The sequence below is a fragment of the Pseudomonas sp. OIL-1 genome (genome assembly GCF_010669185.1).
GTDB classification, from domain to species: domain Bacteria; phylum Pseudomonadota; class Gammaproteobacteria; order Pseudomonadales; family Pseudomonadaceae; genus Halopseudomonas; species Halopseudomonas profundi.
The window spans coordinates 1,198,981-1,220,657 of the sequence record NZ_CP048629.1; the positions used below are offsets into that span (position 1 = coordinate 1,198,981).

Sequence of the window (21,677 nt, forward strand, 5' to 3'; positions counted from 1 at the left end):
CTGCGAATCAGGTGGACGGTGCTTGCGTGCCTTGCTCGATGACTTCCACGCGCTTTTCCAGGGCTTCAAGCCGTGCGCGGGTACGTTCAAGAACCAGCTGCTGCGTCTCGAATTCCTCTCTACTCACCACGTCGAGCTTGGAAAGCGCGCTCTGCAGCAAGGCTTTGAGGTGCTGTTCTACATCAGGCCCCGGAAGACCTTTCTCATTGATCAACAATCGTGCGGCCTGGCTGCTGACCGCGCCAATCAGGACTTTATGCAACATGGCGATTCGCTCTCGCTGGGCCCGGGCAGAATACGGCTTCCTGAAAACGGTTGCGCTCGATCACGCTGCATTTTGAGAAATTGTCCTGCCGGCGGGCGACAAAATCGCAGTTTAGCACAGCCCTTGAGGGTACTTTGTAAGCGGTCATCGATGTTCATCAATGGCGCACGGACGGGTATTGCCTGCACCACGGTGGGGCACGGGGCCGCTGGCCGGTTCGCTTGGCAAAATGCCATGCGGGGAATAACGCATTGATTATAAAGGGAAATCATAATGTGGCAGGGATTCTGCAGGGCAATCCGCAGCTGCAGCTGGTAGGCGAACCAAATTGGGTTGCTTCCCGGAAGCGAGCTTGGCTTTACCGAAGGGAGCACGGAGACGAAGCAGTTGCACTGAGCATAGGGACCGTTGCCAGACCAGTTTCGCCGCAAGGACCGATAACTGCGACAACCTCCATGCGTCGTCCCGTTTCTAAAAGCCTCTAACTCGGCATAGACTTGTCCCTGTCCCCCAGGGCAGTCCATATACACGGGAGTATCGATATGAAATTAGTAACGGCTGTTATCAAGCCATTCAAGCTGGATGACGTGCGTGAAGCCTTGTCCGAGATCGGGGTCCAGGGCATCACGGTAACCGAGGTCAAGGGTTTTGGTCGACAGAAGGGGCATACCGAACTTTATCGTGGCGCGGAATACGTAGTCGATTTCCTGCCCAAGGTGAAGATCGATGTGGCAATCGGAGACGACATGCTGGATCGGGTTATCGAGGCGATTACCAAGGCAGCAAACACCGGGAAGATCGGTGACGGGAAGATCTTCGTAGTTAACCTGGAGCAGGCGATCCGCATCCGAACCGGGGAAACCGATACGGACGCAATCTAGGGATCGTTAATTGACGCAGTAACCAAGCCTATTTGGGGGGCTTATTATGGATATCTCGCAAGTGACGTATGCATTGGATACGTTCTACTTTTTGCTGTGCGGCATTCTGGTGATGTGGATGGCCGCCGGCTTCGCCATGCTTGAGGCCGGCCTGGTCCGCGCCAAGAGCACTACCGAAATTCTGGCCAAGAACATTGCACTGTTCGCTATCGCGTCGGTCATGTATCTGCTGATCGGCTACTACATCATGTACTCCTCCGACAGCCCGATCTTTCCAAGCCTGGGTTTTCTGATCGGTAGCGAAAACACCGCCGATGCGGCGCTGGCAGGTGGGGACGATGCGCCCTATTACTCTTCCCGCGCGGATTTCTTCTTCCAGATCGTCTTTGCTGGCGCCTGTATGTCGATTGTCTCGGGTGCGGTCGCCGAGCGTATGAAGCTCTGGTCCTTCCTGTTGTTCGCGGTTGTCATGACTGGCTTCATCTACCCGATCCAGGGCGCCTGGAGCTGGGGCGGCGGCTGGTTGTCTGATGTCGGTTACTCGGATTATGCCGGGTCTGGCATTGTGCACATGGCAGGTGCTGCGGCGGCTCTGGCGGGTGTACTGGTCCTTGGGCCACGTCGGGGCAAATACGGTCCCAACGGTCAGGTCAACGCCATTCCGGGTTGCAACCTTGCACTGGCGACACTGGGTATCTTCATCCTGTGGATGGGCTGGTTCGGCTTCAACGGCGGCTCGGAACTCAAAATTTCCGACATCGATTCAGCCAACAACGTGGCTCAGGTATTGGTAAACACCAACATGTCTGCGGCGGGCGGTCTGATTGCGGCGATGATCGTCTCACGTATCCTGTTCGGCAAGACTGACCTGACCATGATCCTCAACGGTGCGCTGGCAGGCCTGGTCTCTATCACTGCTGATCCGCTTTCACCCAGTGCCCTTTCGGCAATGATGATCGGTGCGGTTGGTGGTGTGATCGTGGTTTTCAGCGTCCTGGCGTTGGACAAGCTGAAGCAGGACGATCCGGCCGGTGCGATTTCCGCCCACGGTTCTGCCGGTATCTGGGGTGTAATGGCGGTGCCGCTGACCAACGCCGAAGCGACCTTCGGCGGCCAGTTGGCGGGTGTGGTCGGCATCTTCCTCTGGGTGTTCCTGGCCAGCTTGCTTGTCTGGTATATCATCAAGGCAATCATTGGTGTTCGCATCAGCGAGGAAGAGGAATACGAAGGCGCCGATATTTCCGAATGTGGAATGGAAGCCTATCCGGAATTTACCAGCACCAAAGGCTGAGCAGCGTCGCCTGCCAAACCTTTGAAAAGGTAAGTTATGCAAAACAGGGCGCCCGATGGCGCCCTGTTTGCGTTTCACTCGAGGAGAACCGCAATGTGGTTGCAACGAACCATCAGTCTCAAGCCCCGCTCCCGGGGCTTTCATCTGGTCGATGAGGAGATCGTCTCCGCATTGCCTGAACTGGCGAAGGTGGAAATGGGCATGCTTCATTTGTGGTTGCTGCATACCTCCGCCTCTTTGAGTATCAATGAGAATGCCGATCCGCTGGTACGCGGTGATCTGGAAGCCTTCCTGCGCCGCCTGGTGCCGGATGACACGTCCTATTTCAAACACACCTATGAAGGGCCGGACGACATGACTGCGCATGTCAAAGCCAGCCTGCTGGGCGTTCAGCTGAGCGTTCCGGTCACCAAGGGCCGGCTTGCCACCGGAACCTGGCAGGGAATCTACCTGGGTGAGCACCGGGAAGATGCCGGCAGCCGGCGCGTGCTTGCAACGCTTCAGGGCTAAACTTGCAGAGGTGAGCGCGGTCACAGCTAAGAACAACGACAGGAGAAGACTATGCAGGCTGAGACTTTCCAGTACTTGCTGGAATGGACTACGAAGTTCCATAACCACATGGCCACTTGCCTGGAAGAAGGGCTCGATGAGCAGCAGGACGATTGCGCCAAATGGCTTATGAAATACGTGGCCGAGCATGAGCGTACGCTTGCAACGGAAGTGGAGGGCTTCAAACGTCAGGCTGATCCCAAGGCGCTCAATACCTGGCTGTACGAACATCTGACCGAAACGCTCCCGCCGAACGATCGTCGCAAGTTGCCGTTCGGCACCATGAGCTTCGAAGACATCGCCAGTGAGGTTGTCGATGTGCATAACCAGATCGTCAATACTTATGAGTCGATGGCAAACAAGGCGGCAATTCCCGAGGCCCAGGAGTTGATGGAAAAGGTTCTGGACGCCGAGCAGGGCGTGCTTCGGCAGATGGCGGACCGGATCAGCAGCTCACGTGAAATGTAGCCAGGCTGCGTGATGCCGGACGCTTGTCGGCGCGCACACTACTGAAAATATGGCGAGGCCTCTACGCCAGGCTTTTTGAACCGGAAACGCAACTGGAAAAAATCTGAATTTGTCGCTGGCCAAATTTTCTGGTTGCGCTATAAATAGCCTGTTTTTTTCTGCGCGAGACCAAGGTAATGAGTGACGACGACATCGAAGATCAAGAGCAGGATCAGGATCAGGAGCTGACCGGGCTGAACGACCCCAATGTGGACGACACATCAGACGATGATGAAGACGCGCCGGTCGTAAAAACTCGCAAGAAGGCTCCTGTGGAGGATCCGCTGGAAGGGCTGTCTATCGAGGCCAAGGCGCGCGAGCGAGAGATGCTGGAGCGGCAGATTGCCGAGTTCATGGCGCGCGGCGGGCAGGTGCAGGAGATCGATTCCAATGTGGTCAGCGACCCGCCCAGGAAACCGGACAGCAAATACGGCAGCAGACCTATCTAGAGTCTAACGCTCTGAGGGATCAGCCGTTCGAATGTCATAGCGCTGTAGCCACTCCGGTATCTCGCTCAGGCAGCGCACTTCACCGTGGGGCCTGGGCTGGTCCGGCCAGGGCAAACCCAATCGATTGAACCAGAGCGTATGCAATCCGACTGCTTGGGCACCCTGCATGTCGTCAACCGGATGGTCACCGATATGCAGGGTTTCGCTGGGCTCCGCCGAGGCGCGTTCCAACGCAGCGAGGAAGGGCGCAGGATCGGGTTTGCTGCGGCCGACGTCGTCGGCTGACACGATAATGCGAAAATACTTCTCAAGTCCCAGACGGCGCACATCGGCGTTGCCGTTGGAAATCGTCGCGAGCTGATAGTGCGGAGCCAGTTGCTGCAACAGGTTTTCCACATGCGGAAAGAAGGTCACCGCATGGCGCGCCTCGAGAAACACATCAAAACCCCGCTGCGCCAGATCTTTCACCTGATCCTCGGCATAACCCGCTTTGCGCAGCCCCAGTTCCAATATGGCAATGCGCAGCGCAGTAACCCGGTGGCTCAGGTCCGGGTCGATCGCCAACACCTCCTTGCGCAGTTGACGACGAGCTTCCGCGTCCAGCCGTTCGGCAAACAAGGGTGCATTAACCTTCAGCCACTCGAGCAATGTCAGTTCGGCGGCTGCGACCACCGTCTCGGTTTCCCAGAGCGTGTTATCCAGATCGAATGTCAGCAGGCGGATCATGATTTGTCTCGGTTCTTGGGTTCGCCAGGCTTGTCGGATGACTTCCTGGCACGGGGATGGCTTTGATCATACACCTGGGCCAGATGCTGGAAATCCAGATGCGTGTATATCTGGGTGGTGCTGATGTCGGCATGGCCGAGCAGCTCCTGCACGGCGCGCAGATCGCCGGAAGACTCCAGGATGTGACTGGCGAAGGAGTGTCGCAGCATGTGTGGGTGCAGATGCTGACCGATGTGCTGCACGCCGCGCTGGCGCACTCTCAGCTGGATAGCTCTGGGAGTCAGGCGTCGCCCTTGCTTGCCGATAAACAGCGGTTGCTCGGAGCCATTTGGCGCCAGCCGCACCTTCAGCCAGCGCTGCAGGGCTTCGCGGGCATGGCGGCCGACCGGCACGATGCGGATCTTGTTGCCCTTGCCGAGCACTCGCACTTCGCCGCTGGTCAATTCCACCTCATGCACGTTGAGCCCCGCCAGTTCGGCGAGGCGCAACCCGGATGAGTAGAACAGCTCGAGCATGGCGTGGTCGCGGACGGCCAGCCAGTCATCATCGTCGTTTTCGTTGAGCAGCCGCGCAGTCAGGTCTGCATCCAGAGCCCGGGGCAGTTTGCTCGGCGACTTTGGAGCACGCAGATCCAGTGCCGGGTTATGCCGGCAGCGGCGCTCGCGGATCAGATAGCGATACAGACTGCGCACCGAGCTGAGCGCCCGCTGCAGGCTTCGGCCGGACAGCCCCTGCTCATGCCGTCTGGCTACAAAGCGGCGCAGGTACTCTGTATCCACCATGGACCAGTCGCGCACGCCCTGTTCATGCAGGTAATCCGCCAGCCCCGACAGATCGTGCCGGTAGGCTTCAAGGGTTCGCGGAGACAGCTGGCGCTCGCTGCGCAGATGCTCAAGAAAGGCGTCCAGATCTGTCTGCAGAGGCGTTCCGGATGTCATGCGGGCTCCCTTGCAGTGCGCCATAGATTCAATGCGGCAGCGCTTGGCGGCTGGCCGGAGACGACCACGATGGCGGCGCGCAAGGTTTTAATCCTTGGGTTCATCCATCATCGGGCGCTGGCGCAGCAGTACGCGGGCGAGGGCATCGGCTACGTAACCCAGGAATAGCGTCCCCGTCGCGCTCTTGTATTGCTGTGCGTCGCGGCTGCCAAGGGCCAGCACGCCATGCAAACCATGATGCTGGATCGGCGCGAGGGCGGTGGAGGCGACCTCCTGCCCGGATTCGCCGAACAGAAAGCCCAGCTCATCGGGACGCAACACGCCACTCAGGGTCTTGTTGCTGTCGAGCAGATGTCCGATGGCTTCACGTGCTTCACTGTGAGTCACGCAGCGAGCGTTGGTAAAGCGGTTGGCTTCGCTGAACAGGATCAGGCTGACAAAGGGCACCTGAAAGTCGTTGCGCAAACTGTCTTCGATGCTGGCGATCACCTGGTCCAGGCTCTGAGCCTCAAGCAGCCCCAATACCAGACGGCGGCTTTTCTCGAACAGCCGGTCGTTATCCCGGGCGACTTCCATCAGATCATTAAGGCGGTGCCGCACGTCAATATTGCGCTCACGCAGCAGTTTGACCTGACGCTCAACCAGCGAGACCGACTGGCCGCGCTGGTGCGGGATGATGAGATCGGGCAGCAGTTCGTCATATTCGGCAAAAAACGCCGGATGCTGGCGCAGGTATTCAGCGACCTGCTCGGCATCCAGTTGCGTCTCGCGTGGCTCGGTCTTCTCGGTCATACGCGTACCTGTCCTTCGTAAACCCGGCTGGCCGGGCCGGTCATCATGACGGGTCGGCCGTCTCCGTCCCAGCGGATGTGCAAGGTTCCGCCGGGTAGAGTGATATCAACCGGCGAGTCGAGCAGCCCCATGCGGATGCCCGCTACGGCAGCGGCGCAGGCGCCGGTACCGCAGGCGCGGGTTTCGCCGGCACCGCGCTCGTACACCCGCAGGCGCGCACTGTGCCGATTGATGATCTGCATGAAGCCGGCGTTGACCCGGCGTGGGAAACGCGGATGGCGCTCGATAGCCGGGCCGAGCCGCTCGACGGGAAACGTATCTATATCGTTTACCAGGGTGACGCAGTGGGGGTTACCCATGGAAACTGCAGCCACCTCCAGCTGTTCGTCCTCGACTTCCAGCGCGTAAATGACGGCTTCGGCGTCGGCTTCGAAGGGAATGTCCGCCGGGTTGAAACGCGGTGCACCCATATCGACTGTTACCCGCCCATCCTCGGCCACATTGAGAACGATGGGTCCGCCTGCGGTCTCCACATGGATCTCGGATTTCGCAGTGAGGCGTTTGTCCTGGACGAACCGCGCGAAACAGCGCGCGCCATTGCCGCACTGCTCGACCTCGCTGCCATCGGCATTGAAAATCCGATAGCGAAAATCCGCATCCGGGCTGCGTGGCGGCTCGACCACCAGCAACTGGTCGAAGCCGACGCCGGTGTGCCGATCGCTCCACAGGCGTATGAGCCGCGGCGACAGCTGGACATGCTGGGTGACCAGGTCGATGACCATGAAGTCATTGCCTAGCCCATGCATTTTGGTAAATCGCAGCAGCATGTCAGGCCTCGGGCAGCAGTGACTCGCCAGAAAACAGCTCGCTGACTGTCTCGCGCCGGCGAATCAGATGCGTATGGACGCCGTCGACCATGATCTCAGCGGCGCGCGGACGGGTGTTGTAATTCGAACTCATGACAAAGCCATAGGCACCGGCGGAGCGCACCACCAGCAGGTCGCCGGCGGCGAGGGCGAGCTCTCTGTCCTTGCCCAGGAAGTCACCGGTTTCACATACCGGTCCGACGATATCCCAGGTGGAAGCTGGAATATCGGTGCGGGGCCGCACCGCGTCGATTCCCATCCAGGCGCTGTACAGCGCAGGGCGGATCAGGTCGTTCATCGCCGCATCGATGATGGCGAAGTTCTTGTGCCGGGTCGGCTTGAGCATGTTCACCGCAGTCAACAGTACCCCTGCGTTGGCAACGATTGAACGCCCCGGCTCGAACATGAGTTCCAGGTTGCGTCCAGCCAGCTGCTCGAGCACCTTGCGCAGATAGCTACCCGGCGCGGGCGGCTGTTCATCGCGGTAGGTCACACCGAGGCCGCCGCCAAGATCCAGATGGCGAATCTGGATGCCGTCCGCGGCCAGTGCATCAATCAGCCCCAGCAGACGTTGTAGTGCATCAATGAAGGGCGTGTCGTCGGTCAGCTGCGAGCCGATATGGCAATCCACACCGCGCACGACGATATTCGGTAGCTCGGCGGCGCGGCGGTATACGGCCGGCGCGTTAGCGATATCGATGCCGAACTTGTTCTCTTTCAGGCCGGTGGAGATATACGGATGGGTGCCGGCATCCACGTCCGGGTTCACGCGCAAGGATATCGGGGCCTGCACGCCCAGTTCAGCCGCCACCTGCTGCAGACGCTCGAGCTCGGGTTCGGACTCGACATTGAAGCAGTGGATACCCAGCTCCAGGGCGCGGCGCATTTCCTCGGCGGTCTTGCCCAGCCCGGAAAATACAACCCTGGACGGATCACCGCCGGCGGCCAGGACCCGCTCCAGCTCGCCGCCGGAAACAATGTCAAAGCCGGCGCCGAGGCGTGCCAGAACATTCAGCACAGCGAGGTTGGAGTTGGCCTTCACTGCGAAGCAGACCAGATGCGGCACGTCTGCAAGCGCGTCGTCCCAGGCCCGGTAGGCCTGCTCGATTGCCTGGCGCGAGTAGACAAAACAGGGTGTGCCATACTCTGCCGCAATAGCGGACAGGGCTACGGATTCGGCGTGTAATTCACCATTCTGGTATTCAAAGGCTGTCATCGGGCGCTTCACTGCTCTTCGGTGGGTTGCTGGTTCAGTTCGTCCCGGGCCGGCTCGACTGTCTCGCTTGGGGTTTGCTGGGGCAGGAACAATGGACCCTTCTGGCCACAACCGGCCAGTACCAGGATTCCGAAGAACAGCGCGATGGATCGCTTCATGGAAAAAACCTTGTTGATAAACAGAGAATATCCGGCAGTATACCCAGCCGTCAGGTTCGACGCACCCGGACTGGTCTGGTTAGGGTCTGCTGACGTCGCGTTGTATTAGAGGACAAACATGAACGAACTCACTGAAGCGGATTTCAACAAGCAGGTCGACCTTGTCCAGGACAAGATTGAGCATGCAGTCGATGCCTGCGGCCTGGATCTCGAGATGGAGCACGTTGAAGGCTCACTTATTCTGCATACGGCAGACGGAGCGCGCGTCGTGCTGGGTCGTCAACCTGCGTCACGCGAACTCTGGCTTGCAGCCCCTGGGGCTACCCTGCATTTCGGTTTCGATTCGGAGCAGGGCTGGATGTACGACAATGATGACGAGACGCTGGGCGAGGTGCTCGGTCGGGTGTTGGGCGATCTGGTGGGGGATGACATTGAGCTGGATATTGACTGAGGCGCGGGTGGCATCCACCTGCTTGAACCCGCAGCACCACATGGGTTTATCGCGCCCCTCAGCGGCCTGCGGGAAAGTCGGTTAGCTCTTTTCAGCGAAGAATCGTCAGCAACGCCTGACAGTGCTCGGCAGCTTCTATACCCAGGCTGGTCAGATACCCTCCATCCGTTTGTGTCACCAATCCTTTCTCATGCAAGCGCCTGGCGGCAGCTACGGTCTGCTCTGGAGCATCGTGGGCGTGTATTTTCAGCCCCTCCAGCGTATTGGCCAGGTTGAATTGGCCTAGCAGGTTGATGTCTTCGATTTCTTCAGGTGTCAGCATGGCATTACCTTCTGGTGGGTTGAAGCCGCTTCGATATGGGCAGTCTAGCCCTAAACCGGTGCGAGTTGGTGGCTGTTTCGGCAATGGGTACTAATCATTCACTGGGTTTATGTCGATGTACCTTTGGCGCGCCGATCGATACAACTGTAGCAATCAGGGTCCAAACATAAGAAGGAGACGCAGCATGCTCAGGCTTCACGGTTTCAACGTCAGTAACTATTTCAACATGGTCAAGCTGGCGCTGCTGGAAAAAGGCATCGAATTCGAGGTCAATATCGTGCATCCGAGCCAGGATGAATCATTCCTGGCCATCAGTCCGCGGGGCAAGGTGCCATGCCTGCAAACCGGGCAGGGTTTCATCAGCGAGACCAACGTCATTCTCGAGTATCTGGAGGAAACGCAAGCGGGCAAACCGCTACTGCCGCAGGATCCGTTCCGCCGGGCGGAGGTCCGCGCGCTGACCAAGGAAATCGAGCTGTATATCGAATTGCCGGCGCGTAGCTGTTATCCGGAAGTCTTCTTTGGCGGCAAGGTCGATCAGCTGGTCAAGGACAAGGCCAGGGCGGATCTGCTGGGTGGCGTCGCAGCGCTGAAGCGCCACGGCAAATTTGCCCCCTATGTGGCGGGCGAGGAAATGACCATCGCCGATATCATGTTCCTGTTCAGTATCGACCTGGCTTCTGCGGTGGCGAAAAAGCTGTTCGGGCTGGATCTGCTGGAAGACTTCCCCGAGGCGAAGGCGCTGCTCACACAGCTGAGCCAGAACCCGCATGTCCAGAAGATCGAGGCGGACAAGAAAGAAGAGATGGCGGCATTCCTGGCCGCGGCGCGCGCTCGGAAGTGAGACTTCGCTGACAAGCACGCCGTCCAAAACAACGCCCAGGTGAATGGAGGGTCGAGTTCCATCTCGACCATAGGCGTCGCCGGCTCGTAGGTTGGCCAGGATGGAACCTGACCCTCCATAGCTGGTGCTGTCGTGGAGCGTGGAGCTTTGTTCCAAGCTGGCGACGCGGATTGGCGGTTCATCCCCATCGAGCTATGACTCGAGAAACATCTCAAGCAGATCATTGAGAAACAACCGCCCGCGCTCGGTTGGGCGCAGGCGTTCTTCCCATGGTTCCAGCAAGCCTTTGTCCATCGCCAGCTGTAGTTGCGGAGTGATGTCTGCCAGCGCCAGGCCCGTTCGCGCCGCGTAGTACCCGGTCGGCACACCTTCGACCAGACGCAGGGCATTCATCAGAAAATCAAAGGGCAGTTCCGCTGCCCCCAGCTCCTTGCGCCCGGAGCAGAAGGGGCGGGCCGGATCCAGGTAATCCTTCGGCGTGCGGGTCTTCCAGTAGCGTTCAATGCGACCATCGGGATGGCTGAATTTGCCGTGGGCGCCCGCACCGATACCGATAAAATCGCCGTACTGCCAATAGTTGAGGTTGTGCCTTGCCTGCTGCCCGCGGGCATAGGCTGAAATCTCATACTGAATGAATCCCGCTTCGGCCAGCCGCGCCTGACCCGCTTCCTGGATATCCCAGAGCACGTCTTCCACCGGCAGGGTTGGCGGCCGTGAATAGAACACGGTATTGGGCTCAAGAGTCAGCTGGTACCAGGAGAGGTGTTCAGGACCGAGGGCGATCGCCTGCTCGATATCGGCGCGCGCATCCGCCAGGGTCTGGCCGGGCAGGCCATGCATCAGGTCCAGATTGAGATTATCGAAACCGGCGCGGCGGGCCATGTCCACGGCGCTCAGCGCTTCGCGGTCGTCGTGAATGCGACCCAGGGCCTTCAGGTGCGCCGGGTTGAAGCTCTGAATGCCGATCGACAGCCGGTTGATGCCCGCGCTGCGATAGTCCGCGAACTTGTCCTGTTCGAAGGTGCCCGGATTGGCTTCCAGCGTGATTTCAATATCCGCGGCGAAATTCAACCGAGTGGCCATCGCTTCCAGCAGCCGACCGAGGCTCGCCGCGGAAAACAGGCTTGGTGTGCCACCGCCAAAGAAGATAGAGGTGAGTTCGCGCCCGTGCGTGCCGGGCAGATCCTCTTCGAGATCGGCTATCAGCGCATCGATGTAGGCGTCTTCAGGCAGGCCTGAGTCGCTGGTGTGCGAGTTGAAATCACAATACGGACATTTGCGCACGCACCAGGGGATATGCACGTAGGCGGCAAGAGGCGGTCGTTGCAGGATGGCAGCCGCGCCAGTTGAGCCTGGCGCGCGGCGGGGATTGATCACGACAGCCCGAGGCGGGAACGCAGTTGCGCCATGGCCCGACCACGGTGACTCAGGCGGTTCTTTTCGTCGGCCGGCAGTTCGGCGCTGGAGCACCCGGTCTCCGGCACCCAGAACAGCGGATCATAGCCAAAGCCATTGCTGCCGCGGGGGTCGGTCAGAATGCGTCCACGCCATGCGCCTTCACACACAATGGGCGTCGGATCATCCGCGTGCATCAGTAGCGCCACTACGGAAATAAATCGCGCTCCACGCTCGGCTTCCGGCACGTCAGCAAGCGCTTCAAGCAGCTTGGTATTGTTCGCTGCATCGCCGCCGCCCCCTGCGTACCGTGCGGAATAGATGCCCGGCGCGCCGCCTAACGCATCCACAGCCAAGCCGGAATCATCGGCCAACGCCGGCAGGCCGGACGCGCGTGCAGCGTGCCTGGCCTTGAGTATGGCGTTCTCGATGAAGGTGAGGCCGGTTTCTTCAGCTTCCTCGCTGAGAAACTGGCTCTGCGGCAGAACGTCCACCGCATCCCCCAGCATGGCCTGCAGCTCGGCCAGTTTGCCGCGGTTACCGCTGGCCAGCACCAGCTGGCGAAAAGGCAACGCCTTACTCATCCGGATAGAATTCCTGCATGAAGGTCATGGTGTGTTCCGGTGCGCCTTCTTCTGCCTGCACCGAGACTTCAAAGCGCAAAACGCCACGCTGGGCAGCTGTATAGTTCGCTACGAAGTAGATGGCTTCTTCTTCCTGTACGCGAATGAAATCAAGATCCTGGCGCTGCTCCAGCACGTTTCGTACGTTGCCCTCGACAATGGCATCGATCGGCTCGGGACCTTCCGGCGTTTGACGCTGGACGGCGATATTGATCACACCATGGGTCGGGCCGCGTTCCAGTCCTACGTTGGCAGCGGTTTCAGGGGGCAGGTAACTGCTGTTGAATACGGTGCGGTACACCAGCAGATCGCCAAAGCGCTCGGGCTCGGCGGGGCTCTGTGCTTGTGCCATGGCGAGAGGGGCGGCCAGAAACAGCATGGTGCATAGCAGCTTGCGTAGCATAACGGTACTCCTTGATCAGCGTGTAACACGGTAGATTGCGATCTCACCCAACAAGTTCGGCCATAGGGCGCTCAGTCTTCCAGCCTGATGCGACTGGTCTACTACCAGCCGGTCCAGGATCTGAATAGAGCGCTCGCGGCACAGATCCTCAAAATCCCTGAATGTGCAAAAGTGAATGTTGGGCGTGTTGTACCAAGTGTAGGGCATGAAATCGGACACCGGCATCTCGCCGCGTAATCCGAGATACAAACGGCAACGCCAGTGTGCGAAATTGGGGAAGGTCAGAATGCCTTCCTTGCCGATGCGCAGCATGTCTTCGAGGACGCGATCCGGATAGTGCATGGCCTGCAAGGACTGGGTCATGACCACTGTATCGAAGCTCTTGTCCTCGAAGTTGTCGAGTTCCTTGTCCAGGTCCTGCTCGATCACGTTGACGCCCTTGCGCACGCAGGCACTGATCTTGTCCGGATCGATTTCCAGGCCATAGCCGTGCACGCCCTTGCTGTCACGCAGGTAGCTCAACAGCTCGCCATCGCCGCAACCCAGGTCGAGTATGTGGCTGTTGGGCCGAATCCATTGTTCGATGATTTGCAGATCGGCGCGCAAGGTCATGCGTCCACCTCGATACGGTTCATATAACCACTCAGCGCGTCGGCATAGCGGGGTATCGGCAGCAGGAAGGCATCGTGGCCCTGGGCTGCCTCGATTTCCAGATAGCTTACCGGCTTGTTAGCGGCCATCAACGCATTGACCAGCTCCCGCGAGCGCGCCGGAGAGAAGCGCCAGTCGGTGGTGAAGGAAATCACCAGGAAGCGAGCTTTGACGTTTTGCAACGCCTTGGTCAGGTCGCCACCGTGGCTCTCGGCGGGGTCAAAATAATCCAGCGCCTTGGTCATCAGCAGATAAGTGTTGGCATCAAAGCGCGCGGAAAACTCCTGGCCCTGGTAGCGCAGATAGCTTTCGACCTGGAACTCCACACTGGTGAAATCGTAGTTGAGCCGATCGGTACGCAGCTCGCGGCCGAATTTCTCGCCCATCGAATCATCCGACAGGTAAGTGATATGGCCGACCATGCGGGCCAGCATCAGGCCACGTTTGGGGATGACGCCAAAGGCGGCGTAGTCACCGTTGTGAAAATCCGGGTCAGTGATGATGGCCTGTCGCGCGACCTCGTTGAAGGCGATGTTCTGCGCCGACAGCTTGGGTGCCGCGGCGATTGCCACGCAATGGCGAAGGCGCTCGGGATAGCTGATCGCCCACTGGATGGCCTGCATACCGCCGAGGCTGCCGCCCACTACCGCGGCCCAGCAATCGATATCCAGCACATCAGCCAGGCGCGCCTGGCTATGCACCCAGTCTTCAACTGACAGAACCGGAAAGGTTGCGCCGTAGATCTTGCCGGTTTGCGGATTGATGCTGCCGGGACCTGTGGAACCGTGGCAACCGCCCAGATTATTCAGGCTGACCACAAAGAAACGGTTGGTATCAATCGGCTTGCCGGGACCAATGCAGGCATCCCACCAGCCGGGCTTGCGGTCATCCACATTGTGATAGCCAGCGGCGTGGTGGTGCCCGGACAACGCATGGCAGATCAGCACGGCATTAGTGCGGCTGGCGTTAAGTGTGCCGTAGGTTTCGTATACCAGGTCAAACTGGGTCAGAGTCTTGCCGCAGGCCAGCCGCAGCGGCTCTGAGAAGGACTGACGCTGGGGAGCGACCAGGCCAACTGAATCAGCAGGAAATCCGGACATCGGGAGTTTGTTCCTTAAACGCGGCTGCGACGAAGCGTCAACAGACCCTATTAACTGGTAGCGCAGGAGAGGATAGATACAGCGCGCGCACCCAGCGAACGAGGCGCCAGTCTAAAGAGCGCAACGGGTGGGTGCAATATCAGCAGCGGCTGATCTTCAGTTCGGGCGGCAATACGCCAGGCGCCTCAATGGCAACGCGTTTCTGTCTGCTTTGCTGGCCACTGAGCAGGCTGACCCGCTGCCTCGGCACGGCGAACGCTGTGGCCAGGAATTTCAACAGCATCTCGTTGGCTTTGCCATCCACTGGCGGGGCGCTGATACGAATCTTCAGGCGTTCGCCGTGCAGCCCGGCAAAGCCCACGGCCCTGGCGCCAGGCTGCAGGTGACAGTCCAGAATCAGACTGTCGTCGCGCCATGAGTAGAACGCCATAAGCTCGCCCCGTTGCGTGTCGCTGGCCCTTAGAGCGCCAGGGTCAAACCACGGGGCATACCGGTCGCGGCAGCCAGATTGGCGACGACCAGCATGTCGACCAGGCGCAGGGCAATGAAGGCGAAAATCGGCGAGAGATCCAGCCCGCCCATCGACGGAAGTATGCCGCGAATGGGCGCCAGCACGGGTTCGCAGAGTTGCTGTACCAGCATGGCTGCAGGGTTGCTGCTGTGCGGTGCGACCCAGGACAGGATCACGCTGATAATCAGGGCGAAAAAGAAGATCTTGAGGAACAGGGCGGTGACGCCTATCAGTGACCAGACAAGCAGTTGCCCGATGTTTGGCAGCGCGTACCCCATCAGCATGACGATGATCGCAATCAGTACCAGCTGGATCAGAATCGCCAGCACCAGGGAGGCCATGTCCAGCCCACCAAAGCCTGGCACAACCTTGCGCAGCGGCTTGAGCAGAGGTTGGGTGGCGCGCACGATGAACTGGGAAAGCGGGTTGTAGAAGTCGGCGCGTATCAGCTGCAGGATGAAACGCAGCAAAACCACCAGCAGATACAGACTGCCAAGCGTCTGCACCAGATATATTGCTGCCATGTTGACGTTATTCATAGTGGTTCCTTATGCAAGTTCCCTGGACATTTCGGCCGCACGTGCGGCGGCGGCCTGCATGGCCCGCGCGACAATTTCCGGCAGGTCATCATTGGCGAAGCTGTTGATTGCCCGTTCGGTAGTTCCGCCTGGCGAGCTGACGCGGCGGCGCAGTTCCGCAGCGTCGACATCGCTGTGTACGGCCATGTCCGCTGCGCCCAGCGCGGTGTACAGCGTCAGGCGTTCGGCAGTGGCGCGTGGCAATCCGAGCTGTTCCCCTGCGGCGATCATCGCCTCCATCATGTAGAAAAAGTAGGCCGGACCACTGCCCGACACGGCAGTGACCGCATCGATCTGTGATTCCTCTTCGAGCCACAGGCTGATGCCGACCGCGTTGAGGATGTCTTCGGCCTGGCGTTTCTGCTCGGGCGACACGGCGGCGTTGGCGAACAGACCACTGACACCCTGGCGGCGCAGCGAAGGCGTATTGGGCATACAGCGCACGATAGCTGAGTGCTCGCCCAGCCAGTCGCTGAGACTGGCACTGCTGATGCCGGCGGCAATGGAGATGATCAACTGACCCGGCTTGCGCTCGGTGGGCAGCGCACGGCACACCGTCTGCATGACCTGAGGCTTTACCGCCAGCACCAGTACGTCACATTCGGCGGCCAGCCTGGCGTTGTCCGTGGTGGTGCGGATGTTCAGTTCGGCGGCCAGTTTGTCGGCCTGCTCGGCGCTATGATCGCTGGCCAGGACGCGCTCGGGTTGCATGCCCTGCTGCAGCATGCCGCCGATGAGGCTGGTGGCCATATTGCCGGCGCCGATAAAGCCGATAGTCGGAGCGGTCATGATTTATCCTTGATCGGAAAGAGGGTTTGAATAGTCCCGGGGGCCGAACAGCGCGGTACCGATACGTACGATTGTCGAGCCTTCCTGCACGGCTTCAGTCAGATCATCGGTCATGCCCATGGACAAGGTATCAAGCGTTTGCGGCAGAGCCTGCATGGCCTGACGCAACTGTTGTAACGGAACGCGCCGCGCCGCGCTGTCATCCGCTGGCGCCGGAATCGCCATCAGCCCGCGCAGCCGCAGCCGGGGCAGGCTGGATACCGCAGCTGCCAGCGCGGGCAAATCGTCGGGCATTACGCCGGATTTGCTTGCCTCAGCGCTGATATTGACCTGCAGACAGATATTCAACGGCGGCAGGTCCGCAGGCCTCTGATCGGAGAGTCGCTGGGCGATTTTCAGGCGGTCAACGCTGTGCACCCAGTCGAAATGCTCTGCGATGGCACGGGTCTTGTTTGATTGAATGGGGCCGATGAAGTGCCAGGTGAGCGGTAGGTCTTGCAGCGCGGCTATCTTGTCCAGCGCTTCCTGAAGGTAATTCTCGCCAAAATCGCGTATACCGTGTGCCCATGCGTCCCGTATTGCAGTTGCTTCCCGGGTCTTGGTCACCGCCATCAGCGTCACTTCCTGCGGGTCGCGCTCGGCGCTCTCTGCGGCGCGGAAAATGCGGTCGCGAACGTTTGCAATATTGTCTGCTATCGTGGACATTACTGTCTCTGGATACCTTGCCAATCGGATTTGATCTGCCGGCATTCTACATGCATGCAGGACGCTATGGGGAACCCTATGGATATTACTGAGCTGTTAGCCTTCAGCGCCAAACAGGGCGCGTCGGACTTGCATCTTTCGGCCGGATTGCCGCCCATGATTCGAGTGGATGGCGATGTGCGTCGGATCAACGTGCCGGCGATGGAGCACAAGCAGGTGCACGCGCTGATCTACGACATAATGAATGATAAGCAGCGCAAGGATTTCGAAGAATTTCTCGAAACCGACTTCTCCTTCGAAGTGCCCGGCGTTGCCCGCTTCCGGGTTAACGCTTTCAATCAGAACCGTGGCGCAGGCGCGGTCTTCCGGACCATTCCGTCCAAGGTGCTGACCATGGAAGACCTCGGCATGGGCGAGGTGTTCAAGAAAATCTCTGATGTGCCGCGTGGATTGGTGCTGGTCACTGGTCCAACGGGCTCGGGCAAGTCGACGACCCTGGCGGCCATGCTCGATTATCTGAACGGCACCAAGTATCAGCATATTCTGACCATCGAAGACCCGATCGAATTCGTTCACGAATCCAAGAAATGCCTGATCAATCAGCGCGAAGTGCACCGCGACACGCTGGGCTTCTCCGAAGCGCTGCGCTCGGCGCTGCGTGAAGACCCGGACATCATCCTGGTCGGCGAGATGCGCGATCTGGAAACCATTCGCCTGGCACTGACCGCCGCAGAAACCGGCCATCTGGTATTCGGCACGCTGCACACCACCTCAGCCGCGAAGACCATCGACCGGGTAGTGGACGTGTTCCCGGCGGAGGAAAAATCCATGGTGCGCTCGATGCTGTCGGAGTCGCTGCAGGCGGTTATCTCCCAGACGCTGCTGAAGAAGATCGGCGGCGGCCGGGTCGCGGCCCATGAAATCATGATGGGCACGCCAGCGATTCGTAACCTGATTCGTGAGGACAAGGTTGCGCAAATGTATTCCGCCATCCAGACCGGTGGGAATATCGGCATGCAGACGCTGGATATGTGTTTGAAGGGCCTGGTGGCTAAAGGACTCGTCACTCGGGATGCGGCGCGCGAAAAAGCCAAAGTGGCTGATGGCATCTAACTATTTGCCAACGCAGGCCGATACTCAGCTACCGGCCCGGACGGCGATCGAGGGATAGTAATGGAATTTGAAAAATTATTGCGGCTGATGGTCGAGAAGGGTGCTTCCGACTTGTTCATCACTGCGGGCGTAGCGCCCAGCATGAAGGTGAACGGGAAAATCATGCCCGTGACCAAGACGCCGCTTTCGCCCGAACAGACCCGCGAAACGGTACTCGGCGTGATGACCGAGGCCCAGCGGCGCGATTTCGCTGACCAGCGGGAATGTAATTTCGCGATCAGCGCCCGGGGTATCGGGCGTTTCCGGGTGAGTGCCTTCTATCAGCGCAATCTGGTAGGGATGGTTCTGCGGCGCATCGAAGTGAACATTCCGACCATGGAGGATCTGCGATTACCGGAGATCCTCAAGAAGTTGGCGATGACCAAGCGGGGCCTGGTGATCTTTGTTGGTGCCACGGGCACCGGTAAATCCACTTCGCTGGCGTCGATGATCGGCTATCGCAACAAGAACTCCAGCGGCCATATCATCTCGATCGAAGATCCCATCGAATTTATTCATCAGCACCAGAACTGCATCGTTACCCAGCGTGAAGTCGGGATCGACACCGATTCATTCGAGACGGCACTGAAGAACACCCTGCGTCAGGCGCCGGATGTGATCCTGATTGGCGAGGTGCGAACCAAGGAAACCATGGACCACGCGGTGGCCTTCGCCGAAACCGGCCACCTGTGTCTGGCCACGCTGCATGCCAATAACGCCAACCAGGCGCTGGACCGGATCATCCACTTCTTCCCGACTGACATGCATCAGCAGGTGTGGATGGATCTGTCGCTGAATCTCAAGGCGATCGTTGCCCAGCAATTGATCCCGACACCGGATGGCAAGGGGCGGCGCGCGGCCATTGAGGTGTTGCTCAACACGCCGCTGGCTGCGGACATGATTCGCAAGGGCGAAGTGCATGAGCTCAAGCCTTTGATGGCGCGCTCGAACGAATTGGGTATGCAGACCTTCGATCAGGCGTTATACAAACTCTACAGCCAGGGTGAGATTACCTACGAAGATGCACTCGCCCACGCCGACTCGGCTAACGATCTGCGTCTGCTGATCAAGCTGGGCTCGGAGACAGATGGCAAGCATCTCATGGGTGATAGCAACACCGGCCTGTCCCTTGAGCCTGACGCGGACGAATTCCGGCGGCGCTAAGCCTCGCCGCTAACCCCGGCCGCTAATCATCAGTCAAGCCCGCTCCGGACCCGGAGCGGGCTTTCTCCAGTTCAAATCCTACGCCTGATAGACCAGACGGCCGGCGCTGAAGGTGTGGGTAACCGCGCCCGGCACGCCCAGCCCCAGGAAGGGACAGTTGGCCCCCCTGGATAGCCAGTTCTGACCGATTTCGCTGGAGGCGGCCGGATCGAACAGGGTGATGTCCGCCCAGTCGCCGATGCTCAACTGTCCCGCCGGCAGATGCAATGCTCTGGCCGGACCGCAGGTCAGGCGCGCCAGCAGCGCCGGCAGTTCCAGCAAGCCGTCTGCCACCAGAGTAAGCGCCAGCGGTAGCAATACCTCGACGCTGCTGATGCCTGGGGCAGACGCAGCAAAAGGTACCCGTTTGGCTTCAGGCTCGTGGGGTTGATGGTGTGATGAAATGGCCTGCACGACGCCGCACTGTACCGCCTGGCGCAGCGCATGTTGGTCTTCGCGGCTGCGCAGCGGCGGCTGCACATGCAGCAGACTTGAGAAGCCTTCCAGGTCCTCGTCACACAGCATCAGTTGGTACATCGCCAGATCAGCAGTAATCGGCAGGCCGCGGGCCTGGGCATCGGCCAGCATATCCATGGCGCGGGCACTGGTCAGGCCGCTGAAGTGTGCGCGTACACCGGTCTGCTCGATCAGCAGTAGATCCCGCGCCAGGGCGACGGTTTCTGCTGCTTCCGGAATGCCTGTCAGGCCCAGACGCGATGCGGTGGCCCCTTCGTGGGCGAGGCCGCCTTCAGCCAGCGCCGGATCCTGCGGCGTGAATATAACCGGCAGGTCGAACCCGGCGGCGTATTCCAGCGCCCGGCGCAGGATGCGGTTGCTTTTCATCGGCGCCAGCCCCTGGGTGAAGGCGACGCAGCCGGCATCACGCAGCGACACCAGTTCGCTCAGGTGTTCCCCATCCAGGCCCTTGGTTAATGCGGCAACAGGAAATACGCGAACCTGGCCAGCCCGCTCGCTGCGGTCGAGTATCAGTTCAGCAACCGCCGGTTCGTCGAGCACCGGATTAGTGTCCGGCAGGCAGCACAGGCTGGTTACGCCGCCTGCCGCCGCAGCGCGGGTTTCGCTGGCAATGGTGCCCTTCTGGGACAGGCCGGGCTCGCGCAGGCTGACGTTCAGATCCACCAGTCCGGGGCTGGCAATCAGCCCGCGGGCGTCGATGACTTTCGCCTTGAACCCCTCCGGTGCCGAGCCGATGGCCTCGATTCGGCCGTCAGCGATGTGCAGGTCGGTTATCTCGTCAAGTTGGCTGGCGGGGTCGATGACGCGCGCACCTTCGATAGTCAGTCGCATGGTTACTGGGTTTCCTGATTGAGCTGGCGCTGGGTGTTCTGACCGGCCATGGCCATCGACATAACGGCCATCCGCACGGCGATCCCGTAGGTCACCTGATTGAGGATGACCGATTGCGGTCCGTCTGCGACGGCGGATTCGATTTCTACGCCGCGGTTGATGGGGCCAGGATGCATGACCAGTGCGTCGGGTTTGGCCAGCGCCAGGGTTTCGCTGGTCAGGCCATAGAGGCGATAGAACTCACCTTCGCTGGGCAGCAGACCGCTCTGCATGCGTTCCTTCTGCAGGCGCAACATGATGACGACGTCCACGTCTCGCAGGCCGATGCGCAGGTCGTTGAACACTCGCACACCGTATTGCTCGATACCTGACGGCAGCAATGTGCGCGGAGCGATCACCCGAATATCAGGACATCCCAGGGTGCGCAGTGCCTGCATGTTCGAGCGGGCGACCCGCGAATGCAGGATGTCGCCCACGATAGCCACTGAGAGATTCTCGAAGCCGCCCTTGTGCCGGCGGATGGTCAGCATATCCAGCATGGCCTGGGTCGGGTGCGCGTGATTGCCGTCCCCGGCATTGATGATCGCCACGTCAGGGCAGACGTTCTGGGCAATGAAATGCGCCGCGCCGGAATCGCCGTGGCGCACCACGAACATGTCTGCCGCCATGGCCTCGAGGTTGCGCAGGGTGTCGTACAGTGTTTCCCCTTTGCTGGTCGAGGAGGTGGAAATGTTCAGATTGAGTACGTCGGCTGACAGGCGCTTGGCAGCCAGCTCGAAGGTGGTTCGGGTGCGGGTCGAGTTCTCGAAGAACACGTTACATACCGTCTTGCCGCGGAGTAACGGCACCTTCTTCACCGCGCGCTCGCCCACTTCAAGGAACGAATCGGCGGTGTCGAGCAGTTCGGTGAGCAGCTCTCTGGGAAGCCCCCCGATGGTCAGAAAATGTCGAAGCTGGCCCTGCTGGTTCAATTGGAGTTGGCTGGAATTCACGCTCATGGGGCT

Annotated in this window: 28 protein-coding genes; 9 read left to right on the forward strand and 19 right to left on the reverse strand. The window is 59.8% G+C overall.

The window, feature by feature from the left end; translation table 11 throughout:
- Positions 1–7 precede the first annotated feature (7 nt).
- The gene (locus tag G3M63_RS05530) at positions 8–265 is read right to left on the reverse strand and encodes an accessory factor UbiK family protein (RefSeq protein WP_150300047.1); all 258 of its coding nucleotides are present in this window, start codon (positions 263–265) and stop codon (positions 8–10) included.
- A 542-nt stretch (positions 266–807) separates the two neighbouring features.
- Here G3M63_RS05530 and glnK point away from each other — a divergent pair.
- The 5 genes from glnK (at position 808) to G3M63_RS05555 (ending at position 3,942) form a co-directional block, all read left to right on the forward strand.
- Positions 808–1,146 carry a P-II family nitrogen regulator gene (glnK, locus tag G3M63_RS05535; protein ID WP_093396590.1) on the forward strand — a complete coding sequence of 113 codons (339 nt, stop codon included), beginning with the start codon at positions 808–810 and terminating at the stop codon, positions 1,144–1,146.
- Between the two features lie 46 nt (positions 1,147–1,192).
- Entirely contained in the window at positions 1,193–2,437 is a 1,245-nt protein-coding gene (locus tag G3M63_RS05540; RefSeq protein ID WP_178100951.1) for an ammonium transporter, read from the forward strand.
- 93 nt (positions 2,438–2,530) lie between these two features.
- A complete protein-coding gene (locus G3M63_RS05545) occupies positions 2,531–2,947 on the forward strand; it encodes a secondary thiamine-phosphate synthase enzyme YjbQ (RefSeq protein WP_163982105.1) in 417 nt (138 codons plus the stop codon).
- Between the two features lie 51 nt (positions 2,948–2,998).
- The gene (locus tag G3M63_RS05550) at positions 2,999–3,454 is read left to right on the forward strand and encodes a hypothetical protein (RefSeq protein WP_150300050.1); all 456 of its coding nucleotides are present in this window, start codon (positions 2,999–3,001) and stop codon (positions 3,452–3,454) included.
- A gap of 176 nt (positions 3,455–3,630) precedes the next feature.
- Positions 3,631–3,942 (forward strand): hypothetical protein, encoded by a 312-nt coding sequence (locus G3M63_RS05555; RefSeq protein ID WP_150300051.1) that lies wholly within the window; start codon positions 3,631–3,633, stop codon positions 3,940–3,942.
- A 3-nt stretch (positions 3,943–3,945) separates the two neighbouring features.
- Here the strand turns inward: G3M63_RS05555 and G3M63_RS05560 are convergent, their stop codons facing one another.
- The 6 genes from G3M63_RS05560 to G3M63_RS05585 form a co-directional block, all read right to left on the reverse strand.
- Positions 3,946–4,668 carry an HAD family hydrolase gene (locus G3M63_RS05560; protein ID WP_163982106.1) on the reverse strand — a complete coding sequence of 241 codons (723 nt, stop codon included), beginning with the start codon at positions 4,666–4,668 and terminating at the stop codon, positions 3,946–3,948.
- Positions 4,665–5,588 carry a tyrosine recombinase XerC gene (gene xerC / locus G3M63_RS05565; RefSeq protein ID WP_163984191.1) on the reverse strand — a complete coding sequence of 308 codons (924 nt, stop codon included), beginning with the start codon at positions 5,586–5,588 and terminating at the stop codon, positions 4,665–4,667. The genes G3M63_RS05560 and xerC overlap by 4 nt, the downstream gene beginning before the upstream one ends.
- Before the next feature lie 105 nt (positions 5,589–5,693).
- Entirely contained in the window at positions 5,694–6,398 is a 705-nt protein-coding gene (locus tag G3M63_RS05570; RefSeq protein WP_150300053.1) for a DUF484 family protein, read from the reverse strand.
- Complete coding sequence (gene dapF, locus G3M63_RS05575) at positions 6,395–7,225, reverse strand: diaminopimelate epimerase (RefSeq protein ID WP_150300054.1); 831 nt, start codon at positions 7,223–7,225, stop codon at positions 6,395–6,397. Before dapF ends, G3M63_RS05570 begins: the two co-directional genes overlap by 4 nt.
- A 1-nt stretch (position 7,226) precedes the next feature.
- Positions 7,227–8,480: a diaminopimelate decarboxylase gene (gene lysA, locus G3M63_RS05580; protein ID WP_163982107.1), complete on the reverse strand. Its 1,254-nt coding sequence runs from the start codon at positions 8,478–8,480 to the stop codon at positions 7,227–7,229.
- Between the two features lie 8 nt (positions 8,481–8,488).
- Positions 8,489–8,638: a lipoprotein gene (locus tag G3M63_RS05585; RefSeq protein ID WP_150300056.1), complete on the reverse strand. Its 150-nt coding sequence runs from the start codon at positions 8,636–8,638 to the stop codon at positions 8,489–8,491.
- Positions 8,639–8,756: 118 nt separating this feature from the next.
- Here G3M63_RS05585 and cyaY point away from each other — a divergent pair, with 118 nt between their 5' ends.
- Complete coding sequence (gene cyaY / locus G3M63_RS05590; protein ID WP_163982108.1) at positions 8,757–9,089, forward strand: iron donor protein CyaY; 333 nt, start codon at positions 8,757–8,759, stop codon at positions 9,087–9,089.
- Positions 9,090–9,180: 91 nt separating this feature from the next.
- Here cyaY and G3M63_RS05595 read toward each other — a convergent pair whose 3' ends face one another.
- Positions 9,181–9,411: a TIGR02647 family protein gene (locus G3M63_RS05595; RefSeq protein WP_150300058.1), complete on the reverse strand. Its 231-nt coding sequence runs from the start codon at positions 9,409–9,411 to the stop codon at positions 9,181–9,183.
- A gap of 184 nt (positions 9,412–9,595) precedes the next feature.
- On the opposite strand from G3M63_RS05595, the gene G3M63_RS05600 reads away from it, so the two are divergent.
- Positions 9,596–10,255, forward strand: coding sequence for a glutathione S-transferase family protein (locus G3M63_RS05600; protein ID WP_163982109.1), 660 nt, complete (start codon positions 9,596–9,598; stop codon positions 10,253–10,255).
- Positions 10,256–10,447: 192 nt separating this feature from the next.
- Here G3M63_RS05600 and hemW read toward each other — a convergent pair whose 3' ends face one another.
- The 9 genes from hemW to G3M63_RS05645 all read right to left on the reverse strand — a co-directional run bounded on the left by hemW (position 10,448) and on the right by G3M63_RS05645 (position 17,010).
- Positions 10,448–11,632, reverse strand: a complete 1,185-nt coding sequence (gene hemW / locus G3M63_RS05605) for a radical SAM family heme chaperone HemW (protein WP_150302064.1) — start codon at positions 11,630–11,632, stop codon at positions 10,448–10,450.
- Positions 11,629–12,234 carry an RdgB/HAM1 family non-canonical purine NTP pyrophosphatase gene (rdgB, locus tag G3M63_RS05610; RefSeq protein ID WP_163982110.1) on the reverse strand — a complete coding sequence of 202 codons (606 nt, stop codon included), beginning with the start codon at positions 12,232–12,234 and terminating at the stop codon, positions 11,629–11,631. The genes hemW and rdgB overlap by 4 nt, the downstream gene beginning before the upstream one ends.
- Entirely contained in the window at positions 12,227–12,676 is a 450-nt protein-coding gene (locus tag G3M63_RS05615; RefSeq protein WP_163982111.1) for a DUF4426 domain-containing protein, read from the reverse strand. Before G3M63_RS05615 ends, rdgB begins: the two co-directional genes overlap by 8 nt.
- 15 nt (positions 12,677–12,691) lie before the next feature.
- Positions 12,692–13,282 (reverse strand): methionine biosynthesis protein MetW, encoded by a 591-nt coding sequence (gene metW, locus G3M63_RS05620; protein WP_163984192.1) that lies wholly within the window; start codon positions 13,280–13,282, stop codon positions 12,692–12,694.
- Between the two features lie 2 nt (positions 13,283–13,284).
- Positions 13,285–14,427, reverse strand: a complete 1,143-nt coding sequence (locus tag G3M63_RS05625; protein WP_150302067.1) for a homoserine O-acetyltransferase — start codon at positions 14,425–14,427, stop codon at positions 13,285–13,287.
- Between the two features lie 139 nt (positions 14,428–14,566).
- Entirely contained in the window at positions 14,567–14,857 is a 291-nt protein-coding gene (locus tag G3M63_RS05630; protein ID WP_163982112.1) for a DUF167 family protein, read from the reverse strand.
- 29 nt (positions 14,858–14,886) lie between these two features.
- Complete coding sequence (locus tag G3M63_RS05635; protein WP_163982113.1) at positions 14,887–15,477, reverse strand: YggT family protein; 591 nt, start codon at positions 15,475–15,477, stop codon at positions 14,887–14,889.
- A gap of 9 nt (positions 15,478–15,486) precedes the next feature.
- Positions 15,487–16,305, reverse strand: coding sequence for a pyrroline-5-carboxylate reductase (gene proC, locus G3M63_RS05640; RefSeq protein ID WP_163982114.1), 819 nt, complete (start codon positions 16,303–16,305; stop codon positions 15,487–15,489).
- Between the two features lie 3 nt (positions 16,306–16,308).
- A complete protein-coding gene (locus tag G3M63_RS05645) occupies positions 16,309–17,010 on the reverse strand; it encodes a YggS family pyridoxal phosphate-dependent enzyme (protein WP_163982115.1) in 702 nt (233 codons plus the stop codon).
- A gap of 78 nt (positions 17,011–17,088) precedes the next feature.
- On the opposite strand from G3M63_RS05645, the gene G3M63_RS05650 reads away from it, so the two are divergent.
- Both G3M63_RS05650 and G3M63_RS05655 read left to right on the forward strand, forming a co-directional pair.
- Entirely contained in the window at positions 17,089–18,123 is a 1,035-nt protein-coding gene (locus G3M63_RS05650) for a type IV pilus twitching motility protein PilT (RefSeq protein ID WP_150302072.1), read from the forward strand.
- Between the two features lie 60 nt (positions 18,124–18,183).
- On the forward strand, positions 18,184–19,326 hold the full coding sequence (locus G3M63_RS05655) for a PilT/PilU family type 4a pilus ATPase (protein WP_150302073.1): 1,143 nt from the start codon (positions 18,184–18,186) through the stop codon (positions 19,324–19,326).
- A 78-nt stretch (positions 19,327–19,404) separates the two neighbouring features.
- On the opposite strand, the gene G3M63_RS05660 is transcribed toward G3M63_RS05655, so the two are convergent.
- Complete coding sequence (locus G3M63_RS05660) at positions 19,405–20,673, reverse strand: dihydroorotase (RefSeq protein ID WP_163982116.1); 1,269 nt, start codon at positions 20,671–20,673, stop codon at positions 19,405–19,407.
- Positions 20,674–20,675: 2 nt separating this feature from the next.
- Positions 20,676–21,671 (reverse strand): aspartate carbamoyltransferase catalytic subunit, encoded by a 996-nt coding sequence (locus G3M63_RS05665; protein WP_150302075.1) that lies wholly within the window; start codon positions 21,669–21,671, stop codon positions 20,676–20,678.
- Positions 21,672–21,677: the final 6 nt, after the last annotated feature.